The 10,130-nt window shown below is 71.1% G+C and carries 13 protein-coding genes; 7 read left to right on the forward strand and 6 right to left on the reverse strand.

Features of this window, described 5'->3' with window-relative positions:
- The 7 genes from crtI to VIB55_RS06925 all read left to right on the forward strand — a co-directional run.
- On the forward strand, positions 1-857 hold an 857-nt coding region (crtI, locus tag VIB55_RS06895), incomplete at its 5' end, for a phytoene desaturase family protein (protein ID WP_331875935.1).
- Positions 854-1,558 carry a lycopene cyclase domain-containing protein gene (locus VIB55_RS06900; RefSeq protein ID WP_331875936.1) on the forward strand — a complete coding sequence of 235 codons (705 nt, stop codon included), beginning with the start codon at positions 854-856 and terminating at the stop codon, positions 1,556-1,558. The genes crtI and VIB55_RS06900, both read left to right, overlap by 4 nt.
- Positions 1,555-3,102, forward strand: a complete 1,548-nt coding sequence (locus tag VIB55_RS06905; protein ID WP_331875937.1) for an NAD(P)/FAD-dependent oxidoreductase — start codon at positions 1,555-1,557, stop codon at positions 3,100-3,102. The genes VIB55_RS06900 and VIB55_RS06905 overlap by 4 nt, the downstream gene beginning before the upstream one ends.
- Positions 3,103-4,066: 964 nt before the next feature.
- A complete protein-coding gene (locus tag VIB55_RS06910; protein ID WP_331875938.1) occupies positions 4,067-4,414 on the forward strand; it encodes a hypothetical protein in 348 nt (115 codons plus the stop codon).
- Positions 4,415-4,676: 262 nt separating this feature from the next.
- A complete protein-coding gene (locus tag VIB55_RS06915) occupies positions 4,677-5,126 on the forward strand; it encodes a hypothetical protein (protein WP_331875939.1) in 450 nt (149 codons plus the stop codon).
- Positions 5,127-5,209: 83 nt separating this feature from the next.
- Entirely contained in the window at positions 5,210-5,986 is a 777-nt protein-coding gene (locus tag VIB55_RS06920; protein ID WP_331875940.1) for a metallophosphoesterase family protein, read from the forward strand.
- A 31-nt stretch (positions 5,987-6,017) separates the two neighbouring features.
- Positions 6,018-6,494 carry a DUF4112 domain-containing protein gene (locus VIB55_RS06925; RefSeq protein ID WP_331875941.1) on the forward strand — a complete coding sequence of 159 codons (477 nt, stop codon included), beginning with the start codon at positions 6,018-6,020 and terminating at the stop codon, positions 6,492-6,494.
- Between the two features lie 105 nt (positions 6,495-6,599).
- Here the strand turns inward: VIB55_RS06925 and VIB55_RS06930 are convergent, their stop codons facing one another.
- From VIB55_RS06930 to VIB55_RS06955, 6 genes are all read right to left on the reverse strand, one after another.
- On the reverse strand, positions 6,600-6,932 hold the full coding sequence (locus VIB55_RS06930; RefSeq protein WP_331875942.1) for a hypothetical protein: 333 nt from the start codon (positions 6,930-6,932) through the stop codon (positions 6,600-6,602).
- 508 nt (positions 6,933-7,440) lie between these two features.
- Positions 7,441-8,058 carry a GTPase domain-containing protein gene (locus VIB55_RS06935; protein ID WP_331875943.1) on the reverse strand — a complete coding sequence of 206 codons (618 nt, stop codon included), beginning with the start codon at positions 8,056-8,058 and terminating at the stop codon, positions 7,441-7,443.
- A 6-nt stretch (positions 8,059-8,064) separates the two neighbouring features.
- Positions 8,065-8,562, reverse strand: coding sequence for a roadblock/LC7 domain-containing protein (locus VIB55_RS06940; RefSeq protein WP_331070931.1), 498 nt, complete (start codon positions 8,560-8,562; stop codon positions 8,065-8,067).
- Complete coding sequence (locus VIB55_RS06945) at positions 8,559-8,912, reverse strand: roadblock/LC7 domain-containing protein (protein WP_331875944.1); 354 nt, start codon at positions 8,910-8,912, stop codon at positions 8,559-8,561. The genes VIB55_RS06940 and VIB55_RS06945 overlap by 4 nt, the downstream gene beginning before the upstream one ends.
- Positions 8,909-9,829 carry a roadblock/LC7 domain-containing protein gene (locus tag VIB55_RS06950; protein WP_331875945.1) on the reverse strand — a complete coding sequence of 307 codons (921 nt, stop codon included), beginning with the start codon at positions 9,827-9,829 and terminating at the stop codon, positions 8,909-8,911. Before VIB55_RS06950 ends, VIB55_RS06945 begins: the two co-directional genes overlap by 4 nt.
- A partial coding sequence (locus tag VIB55_RS06955; protein ID WP_331875946.1) for a tetratricopeptide repeat protein occupies positions 9,826-10,130 on the reverse strand: 305 nt, incomplete at its 5' end. The genes VIB55_RS06955 and VIB55_RS06950, both read right to left, overlap by 4 nt.

A 10,130-nucleotide genomic window follows, 5' to 3' on the forward strand; every position in this document is an offset into this window, starting at 1 on the left:
GAAAGTGGGGCGTGCACTTCGCCATGGGCGGCACGGGCGAGATCGTCCGCGGCCTCGTCCGCCTGCTGGAGGAGATGGGGGTGGAGGTGCGGCTGAACGCGCCGGTGGAGGAGATCGAGGTGCGCACCGGCCGTGCGTCCGCCGTGCGGCTCGCGGGCGGTGAGCGCATCCCGGCGGAGGTGGTGGTGAGCAACGCGGACCCGTCGTACGTCTACACGCGGATGATCGACCCGCGGCACCGGCGGCGGAACACGGATCGCGCGGTGCGCCGCACGCGCCAGTCGATGAGCCTGTTCGTGGCCTACTTCGGCAGCCGCAAGCAGTTCCCGGAGCTGGCGCACCACACGATCGTCCTCGGAAACCGCTACAAGCCGCTGCTGGATGACATCTTCACCCGCCGCGTGCTGGCCGACGACTTCTCCCTCTATCTTCACGCGCCGACGAGGACGGACCCATCGCTGGCGCCGGAGGGGAACGAGGGCTTCTACGTGCTCTCTCCCGTTCCCAACACCCGCGCGGGGATCGACTGGAGCCGCGAAGCGCAGCCGTACTGGGAGCGCATCCGCGCGTCGCTGGAAGAGCGCCTTCTCCCCGGCCTGGGCGAGAGCCCGGTAAAGCCGTTTCTCCTGACGCCGCACGACTTCGAGCACACCCTGCGGTCCGAGGACGGCGCGGCGTTCGGGCTAGAGCCAATCCTCACCCAGTCGGCGTACTTCCGCTACCACAACCGGTCCGAGGACGTGGGCGGCCTGTACTTCGTCGGCGCGGGAACGCACCCGGGCGGCGGCGTTCCCGGCGTGCTCTGCTCGGCGCGCGTGCTGGACCGCGTGGTCCCCGCTCCCCGGCCCGCCGCGTGAGCTATCTCGCCTTTCTGCTCGTCTTCATCGTGCCGCCCCTGCTCGTCCTCGCGTGGACGCAGCGGCGGCGCCTGCGCGGCATCCATCCGCAGGCGGGGCTGTTCCTGGGATTGATGGCGCTGATCGCGCTCGTCTACACCACGCCGTGGGACAACTACCTGATCTGGCGCGGCGTGTGGGCCTACGGAAGCGACCGCGTGATGGGCACCATCGGCTACGTGCCGGTGGAAGAGTACCTGTTCTTTCTCCTGCAGCCCCTGCTGACGGGGCTCTGGCTCTGCTCGCTGCTCCCCACCGTTCCGTCGGTCGCGACCAATGCCAGCCGGTGGACGGGCGCGCTTGTCTACGCCGCGGCGGCGGTGGCGGGCGGGCTGCTGCTGACCTTCGAGAAGGGCACCTACCTGGGGCTGATCCTGGCCTGGGCGGGGCCGGTGCTGGCGCTGCAGTGGGCGTACGCCGGGCGCGAGATCTGGGCGCGCCGCCGCGTGTTCGCGCTCGCCGTCGGGTTGCCCACCCTGTACCTGTGGATGGCGGACGCCCTGGCCATCCACCTCGAAATCTGGCGGATCAGCCCGGCGCACACGCTGGGGCCCTCGCTGGGCGTGCTGCCGCTGGAAGAAGCGGTGTTCTTCCTGGTGACCAACCTGCTGGTGGTGCAGGGAATGATCCTCTTTCTCCATCCGCCCGCGAGGGCCGCGTGAGGGGCGGGCACGACTACGACGTCATCGTGGTCGGCGCCGGGCACAACGGGCTGATCACCGCCGCGTACCTGGCGCAAGCCGGCTACCGCGTGGGCGTGTTCGAGAAGCGTGCGATCGTCGGTGGGGCGGTGGCCACGGAGGAGATCGTCCCCGGCTACCGCTTTGACCTGGGCGGCAGCGCGCACATCCTCATCCGCCTGACGCCCGTTGTCGAGGAGCTGGGGCTGGAGCGCTTCGGGCTGGAGTACCTGGAGCTGGACCCGCTCTTCTTTGCGCCCTTCGAGGACGGCGACTCGCTGTTCATCCACCGCGACGCCGACCGCACGGCCCAGGAGCTGGAGAAGAAGTACCCGGGCGAGGGCGACGCGTACCGCCGCCTGATGGACGATTGGCGCCCCTTCGCCCGCCTGGTGAAGGACGCCTTCCTGGAGGTCCCCAGCCCCTTCCAGCTCGGGAAGCGTTTCCTGTTCAACCGTGCCTTCGGGCGCGACTGGCAGCGCGCACTGCGCACCATCCTGCGCCCGTACGGCGAGGTGGTGGACGAGTACTTCACCGAGGAAAAGGTGAAGGCGCCGCTGGTGTGGATGGCCGCGCAGTCCGGCCCGCCGCCGACGGAGCCGCTGACGGCGCCCTTTCTCCTGTGGCAGCCGCTCTACCACGAAGGCGGCATCGCCCGGCCGCGCGGTGGCTCGGGCGTGCTCACACAGGCGCTGGCGCGGCACATCGAGGCGCACGGCGGCCACGTTCACACGGGCGCGGGCGCGGACGAAATCCTGGTCGCCGGCGGACGCGCGGTGGGGATCCGGGTGCGCGGCAAGCCGTACACCGCGCGCGCCGTGGTGTCGGGAACGCACGCGGTGGAAACGTTCGGCCGGCTGCTGCCGCCGGAGCACCGGCCGCCCGGCGCGCGCGGGATGCAGGTGGGCAACGGCTTCGGTGCGGTTCTGCGGCTGGCGCTGGACTCGCCGGTGGAATACGCGGCGCACCCGGGGCGCGAGGCACGGGTGGGGCTCCAGCTGCTGTGCCGCGACCGGCAGCAGATCCTCTCCGCCTATGGCGACTACCTGCGCCGTGAGCCCACGCGCGACCCGCCCATCGTGGCGATGACGTTCAGCGCGGTCGACGACTCGCTGGCGCCGCCCGGGGGCGAGGTGCTGTGGCTGTGGGCGCAGTACTACCCGTACGAGCTGGCGGGCGGCGCCCACTGGGACGACATCGGCGAGCGCGTAGCGGAAGGCATATTGGACGCGTTCGAGAAGTACGCGCCGGGAACGCGCGGCAAGGTGGTGGGCAGCCTGTTTCAACATCCGCTCTGGCTGGAGCGGGAGTTGGGGCTGGTGCGGGGAAACGTGATGCACCTGGAGATGAGCGTCACGCAGATGTTCGCGCTGCGGCCGTTCGGGGGAATGGCGCAGTACCGTGGTCCCGTGCGCGGGATGTACCTGACCGGCGCCAGCACGCACCCGGGCGGCGGCATCATGGGCGCCTCGGGCCGAAACGCCGCGCGCGTGATGCTGCGGGACCTGGAGAAGCGAAAGGTGTGATCCGTCGTTCGCATCCCACCCGCCGAAGCGCACCTGTCATCCCGATGGAGCGGCCCCAGAGAACCTGCCCGTACGCCGAAAACAGCAGCGACTGAGGGATCCGCCACACAGCGCGCCTGAACGCCCCATCGTTGAGGAAACACCTTGGCCAGCGGGGCTGGGGTGCGCTCCGACTGGTTGCCGGCGCATGCCGCGGGAGGCCCCTCCCCCGGCCCCTCCCCGCATGCTGCGCATGCGGAGAGGGGAGAATTCGATCGGGCTTCGGCAGGTACGGTGCCCCGGCCTCGGCTGTGCTGGGGCGAATGAATTCGCGGCAACGACGGCCCGAAGTCCGCCTTCGCGGACTGCACGCACAGTCGAGTGCACGACACCTGCCCATCCGCGAGGGCTTGTCATCCAGAGGCGCAAACCCACCGCACCATCCCGTTCTCCAACCCTCGCGCGCCGAAGGATCCAGCCGCGGACGCGTACCAGCCTGGGCGCGGCAGCGGTCACACAGCCGAGGCCTCGGCCCCGCGCCCGGCGGTTGAAACCGCAGCTGGCACATCACAAAGTCCGCGTTCGCGGACTACACGCCTGGTCCAGTGCGCGCGGCCTGCCGAAGCGCGATTCAGGTCTCCCCCTCCCCTGCGCAGCGGGGGACGGGGGCCGGGGGGAGGGGGCTCCCAAGGCATTCACCGGCACCGAGTCGCACCCCGACCGAAGTTCCCCTCTCTCCGCCCAGCAGTACCGTACGGGGAGGGGCCGGGGGAGGGGCCCGCGCGGTTTGCGGGGGAGAGGCCGGGAGAGGGGGCCCCGTTGGCGGCAACCGTGTGCCGCCTGCTTCACGGCACTTGACCCGGCCGGGACAGGACTTTACGCTGTGTTCGTCCGCGCCGAACACGGCCCGGCACCAAACCTGGCGGCCCAGGCGCGGACGCCGCGCGAGAGCGCCAACCCAACCGTGAAGAGAGACGTAACCGGGATGAGCAATTCGAAGGTGGAAGAGCGGTTCGATTCGCTGGTGGCCGAGGTGCACGACTGGGTGGAGTCGGCCGTGGCGCTGGACGAAGGCCACTTTCCCACGGAGCTGGTCAGCGACTTCAAGGACCTTCTCGACGAGCTGAAGGCGTTCCTCGACGACGAGGAATCCGTGGACTACAAGCGGAGCGAGGTCCTGGAAATCTTCGTGACGCCCGAGATGGCCGAGGTCATGCGCCGCTTCCCTCGCGTGCGGCGCCTGCTGGAAAGCGCCTGGGGCGCCGGGCTGACCGAGCGCATCGAGGAAGAAGCATCGGGCTTCGAGTCCGACGACGAAGAAGACGACGACTGAGCACGCCGCGCGGTGGGCGGGGCTCGCGCGGGCTCCGCTCCGCCCGCGCGTTCTCCGCTCCTTCCGACGCAATCGGAACCGGCGGCCTCGGCGTTATCCGCCACGGGTGGTACGGAGTTGATCGGGATGGCGTCACGGGGCAGGGTCTCGCCTTGCGCTGGGGGGAGCGCGCTTCTACAATCCCCAGTGTCCGAAAACGCTTAGTGGACAAAATGGTCGCAAGACCGGTGCCCCCGTCAGCTATGACGAAGAGTGGCGCTCGGTGCGACTCGAAGAGCTGCGCAGCTTCATGCGCGAGCTCGTACTCGAGTCGTCCCTGCGTCCCGCGGCCAAGCGCGTAGGCCTGGGGCACGAGGCCCTGCGCAAGTTCATCATCGGCGAAACCGACCGCCCGCATGAGCGCAGCCGCCGGGCCATGGGCCAGCTGTACCTGGAGCGGAAGCGGCTTTCGGTGGCCGAGGGCGAGGCGGCGCCCAGCGCCGGGCAGCTGAAGCTGCTCCTGCCGCGCGGGCTGGAAAAGGCCAGCGCCGAGATCACCGCCGTCTTCGAGGTCTTCCGGGGGATGTCGCGCCCGCCCGCGCTGGCGGCAGACCTGGAGCGCTGGCTTCTGCGGCGCCTGCAGGCCGAGTACGCGCGGGAGGTGCCGTACCCCACGGCCAGCCGCAGGCGCCGCGAAAAGGCTCCGCCGGACGAAGCCGCCCCCAAGAAGTGAGTCTGCCCGCCCTCGTTCGCGACGGCGGGCGTTCTTTTTGAGGAGGGGGCGGCCAGGGCCGTCCGTTCCCCTGAATTCTGCTGATGCGCATCTACGCGATCTCCGACCTTCACACCGACTTCCGCGAGAACCGCGAGGCGCTCGAGCGCGCGGTGGGGCACGGCCACCGGGGCGACGCACTGATCGTCGCCGGCGACGTGGCGGATTCCGAGGCGGTGCTGCGCGACACGCTGGGGCTGCTGGTGTCGCGCTTCGCCGAGGTGTTCTTCGTTCCGGGCAACCACGAATTGTGGGTGCGGGCGGAGGAGCGCACGTCGGTGGACAAGTTCCACGCGGTGCTGCGGGTGTGCGAACAGGTGGGGGTGCGCACGCGGCCGGCGCGGGTGGGTGGCGCGTGGGTGGTGCCGCTCTTCTCCTGGTACGATGCCTCGTTCGACGTGCGCGGCGAGGGCGTGCAGGCCGAACTGGAGGCATGGTCCGACCTCTACTTCTGCCGCTGGCCGCCGGACGTGGAGCGGGTGGACCAGCTGTTCCTGGCGATGAACGAGCCGCACGTGCACGAGTACGACGTCCCGGCGATCACCTTTTCGCACTTCGTGCCCCGGCCGGAGCTGCTGCCGCGCGTCTACTCGCTGAGCTTCAAGGGCCTGCCGCTGGTGGCCGGGTCACTGGGGATCGACGACCAGGTGCGGCGCGCCGGCGCGGCGGTGCACGTCTTCGGGCACTCGCACATCGCACGGGACGAGGTGATCGACGGCGTGCGCTACGTGCAGAACTACTTCCGCCGCGCCGACGTTGCCGCCGGCAACAGCCCCTTCCAGCTGGTGTGGGACGGAGAAATGCATCCGCTCTTCTGCTGACCGCCATCTCACCCCTGATCGCCGCGCCGCCATGGATGCACCGAACCCCGCCCGCCAGACCGCCCTGCGCCGCCTGGACGCGCTGAGCCACCTGCTCGACAACTCCATCCGGGTGCCCGGTACGCAGGCGCGCTTCGGGCTGGACGCCGTGATCGGGCTGATCCCCGGATTCGGCGACGCGGCGGGCGCCGTGGTTTCGGCCTACGTGGTGGTGCAGGCGGCGCGGCTGGGCGCATCCGTCCCCACGCTGATCCGCATGCTGCTGAACGTGGGGATCGAGGCGGTGGCGGGGGCGGTGCCCGTGCTGGGCGACCTGTTCGACGCGGCGTTCAAGGCGAACGCGCGCAACGTGACGCTGCTGCGCCGGGAGATGGACCTGCCGGGCAGCACGCGCCGCTCGAGCAAGGCCGTGGTCAGCGCGGTGATCGTGGCCCTGGTCGTGATCCTGGGCGGAATCGGCATCCTGGCGTACCTGGCGGCGCGGGCGGTCTGGAACGTGATTACCTGACCCTGAACGACGGGTGTCACGCGGAGGCGCGGAGGACGCGGAGAACTGCGGAGGGGTGCTCTCCGTCTTCTCTCCGCGCCTCCGCGTGAAACCAGTTGTTGTCCTTTAGCTGAGGCCGCCGCCGGACGCCGGGTCTTCGCGCGGAGCAGGGCGCGCGCTGCCCGAGGTTGCCGGCATGGGATCGCCGCGGTCGCCGGGGCGGTTCTCCATTCCGCCGGAGCGGCTGCCGTTCAGAATGTTCTCGCGCCCCGTCTGCCCCGGCCCGTCGAAGGCCTCGCGCGGGGTGATTTGGCCGCCGTCTTCCCGCTCGCGCTCCCTTACGGGTCCGCCGCGCAGCCCCTCGTTCTCGCTGTTCTCCGCACCCTGCGTGGGCGCCGCGTCCAGGCCGCGTTCCACGCGGCCGGGGTTCACGTCGCTCTGGGCTTCACGATCCTGCATCTGCGCCTCCTGTCAGGATTTCCGTCATACGATCAGGGACGCTGACCGTCGCAAGCCACGGGCCGGGGGGAGGGTTCCGGCGTCGTCGTGGCTGCCGGATGATAGGGCGCTTCGTTGGGGGCCAGCGCATGCCGCGGGTGGCCCCTCCCCCGGCCCCTCCCCCGGCAAACTGCGCCGGGAGAGGGGAGAACTTCCATCGGGGTTCGACGGGCTGCAGATGCATGCCGCGGGAGCCCCCTCCCTCCGGCCCCCGTCCCCCGCTGCGCAGGGGAGGGGGAGACCTGAATCGCGCTTCGGCTGGCCTCGTGCACTCGACTGCGCGTGCAGTCCGCGAAGGCGGACTTCGGGCCGTCGTTGCCGCGAATTCATTCGCCCCAGCACAGCCGAGGCCGGGACATCACCCAGGACCAGAACGGCACCCATCCGCCTGGACAGGTGCCGTTCGCATTTCCGAGAATCGCAGCCGTTCCCACCGTGATGACCGTAGTTACCGCCGCAGTTGCCGTCGTCAGCCCGCCCCTGCCGCGGTGACCGTCCGCCCGAACCGCTGCGAAAGGCGCCGCAGCACCAGCTCGCTGATCCCCTTGAGCGTGTGGAACACGCCGTCTCCGCTCAGCGCCTCGGCCTCGAAGCGCGGTAGGTCGCGGTAGTTCAGCAGGTCGTCCATCTCCTCCAGCGACATCACGTCCGGCAGGTCGCGCTTGTTGTACTGCAGCACGATGGGAATCGTCCGCGGATCCACCCCCTGTTCCAGCAGGTTCACCTGCAGGTTGCGGAAGCTTTCCACGTTCTCGTCGCGCTGCGCCCGCTGGCTATCCGCGACGAACACCACGCCGTCAGCGCCCTGCAGCACCAGCTTGCGGGTGGCGTCGTAGTACACTTGCCCGGGCACCGTGTACAGCTGGAACCGCGTCTGGAACCCGGAGATGGTGCCCAGGTCCAGCGGCAGGAAGTCGAAGAAGAGCGTACGGTCCGTCTCCGTGGCGAGCGACACCATGCGGCCGCGCCGGTCCTCGGGCACCTGGCCGTGGATGTACTGGAGGTTGGTGGTCTTGCCGCTTCGCCCGGGACCGTAGTACACGATCTTGGACGTGATCTCGCGGGTGCTGTAGTTGACCAGCGACATGGTTCCTCAGGGATCGCTCGGGCGGACCTGGCCGCCGAACACGTTCTCCACGCCGGCATTCAGGTCGCGCTCGAAGGCGCGCGCGTCGGCCGTGGGCCTCACCACGTTCCACCCGGGCAGCTGCGACACCTGCCCCGTGAACTCGGCGAAAAACACCTGCACCAGCCCGATGGACGAGTCTTCGCCAAAGACGGCGATGACGATCAGGTTTTCCGCCGGGGTGCGGAACGGGCCGATGAACACCTGCGACTGCGCGCCCCCCTGGTGAAGGTGGGCAAAGCCCGCCTCCCCCAGCATCTGCGCCAAGGCGCGCGACGACGCGTGGATGCCGGCCCCCAGCGAGGCCACGCCCATCACGTCCAGCGCCCGCGCGAACCCCCGCTGCGCCAGCACCTGGCCGCTCTCGTTGATCAGCAGCACCAGCCGCAGGCCGGCTTCGCGGGCAAAGCGCTCCACCGGCGCCTCCAGCGCGCCCACGAACTCGGCAAGGTCGCCGCGCCTCATGCCAGCGCCTCGACCACCTTCTGCGCCTCCAGCCGAACGAGGCCCACGTTCACCCGGCTGTCGGCGATCACCACCAGCAGCAGGTCGCCCAGCTGCGGCGGCGCGGCGGCGAAGAGCAGCCCATCCTCGCCCTCCACCTGCATGTACGAGGCGCTTCCGAACTCCGCCGCCTGCACGGACCGCCGCGCCCGGCGGAAGAGCGACGCGACGAGGGCCGCCGCGGCCGGGCCGGGCACGCCCACCATCAGCTCCTCTTCCACGATCAAGCCGTCCGCCGCCGCTACGACCATCGAGCCGCGGACACCGGGGATGCGGTTGATGCGCCCCAGCATCTCGCCGAACGCGCTCACGCCGCTCCTCCCAGGAACTTCAGCGCCGACTCGCGCGCCCTCGCCGCGACGCGCAGCACCCAGCCCGTGGGCACCTGCCGGCTTCCCGCGACGGCGACCAGCCCATCCCCCGCGGGGGCGATGCGGACGATGGCTTCCGGCGTTTCCACCAGGATGCCCTTCCATCCGCCCAGCCCCAGGTGCCGCAGCGCCCGCTCGGCTTCGGGCGACGCGCCGGACAGCACCGCCGCGACGTCCGGCGCGCGGTCCGTGCCGCCCACGCGGATCTCCCCCGCCAGCACGAATCCCTGGTCGTCCAGCAGCACCGCTCCCGCGATCCCCCGCTCGCCGGCGATGGCGTGGAACTCGTCCATCACCACGGTGAACGGGTCCGCGGCGTCTGCGAAGGGGGCCGGTGTGGGGGCCGGCGCCGCGGGAACGGCGTCCACGGGGGGAGCGGCGGCCGGAGCCGGCGCAGGCGCGGGCGGTGTCGCGTCGACCGGCGCGGATGCGGACGGCACGACGCCGTCGCGGCGGGCCCACGCGTCCTCGAGCGCGGACCGCACCTCCTGGTCGAAGGAGTCCAGCTCCAGCGCCTTTTCCAGGTGCCGCACGGCCGCGCCCCAGTCGCCCTGCGCGTGGCAGAGCAGGCCAATCTCCCGGCGCGAGCCCGCGTGCTCGGGCGAGAGCGCCAGGGCGATGTCCCACTCGTCGAACGCCTTGACGGTGTCGCCGCCCTCGCGGTACAGCAGCCCCAGCAGGTAGTGCGCGTCGACGTTGTCCGGGTGCCGCTCCAGCCCGCGGATGCACAGCTTCTGCGCGGCCTCGCGGCGCCCCTGCTCGCGGTACGCACGGGCCAGCGGCAGGAAGGAGAGGGAGCCGCGGTCGGCCGCCACCTCCTCGCTCCACTGGCGCACCTGCGTGGCGGAGGCGGTCACTGGCCCTCCTCGCCCATCACGGAGAGCAGCGCGTCGGCCGCGTCGCGGGCGCGGGCGGCGCGCTGGCGGCGGGCCGCGTCACCCGCGTCGTCCAGGCGCAGGTAGGTGTCCCACGCCTCGCGCGCCCGGTGAAGGTCGCCCGTGTGCGCGGCGGCGCGGCCCAGCGAGATCATGGCCTCGCCCCAGCGGCCCAGCCGGCGCTGCGCCTCGGCCAGCAGGGTGTAGACCTCGGGGCGGTCCGGGTGCGCGCGGGCCAGCTCGTCCAGCACGCGGCGGGCGCGGTCCGCCGCGCCGTCGGCCA

Source organism: Longimicrobium sp., from assembly GCF_036554565.1.
In the GTDB taxonomy this organism is placed as follows: Bacteria; Gemmatimonadota; Gemmatimonadetes; order Longimicrobiales; family Longimicrobiaceae; genus Longimicrobium.

Bases quoted from the DNA above. Each gene is read 5' to 3' on its own strand.
- VIB55_RS06940 (WP_331070931.1), bottom strand. From the start codon at position 8,562: ATGAGGCGCGGCGACCTTGCCGAGTTCGTGGGCGCGCTGGAGGCGCCG.
- VIB55_RS06925 (WP_331875941.1), top strand. From the start codon at position 6,018: ATGGATGCACCGAACCCCGCCCGCCAGACCGCCCTGCGCCGCCTGGAC.
- VIB55_RS06910 (WP_331875938.1), top strand. From the start codon at position 4,067: ATGAGCAATTCGAAGGTGGAAGAGCGGTTCGATTCGCTGGTGGCCGAG.
- VIB55_RS06935 (WP_331875943.1), bottom strand. From the start codon at position 8,058: ATGTCGCTGGTCAACTACAGCACCCGCGAGATCACGTCCAAGATCGTG.
- VIB55_RS06920 (WP_331875940.1), top strand. From the start codon at position 5,210: ATGCGCATCTACGCGATCTCCGACCTTCACACCGACTTCCGCGAGAAC.
- VIB55_RS06930 (WP_331875942.1), bottom strand. From the start codon at position 6,932: ATGCAGGATCGTGAAGCCCAGAGCGACGTGAACCCCGGCCGCGTGGAA.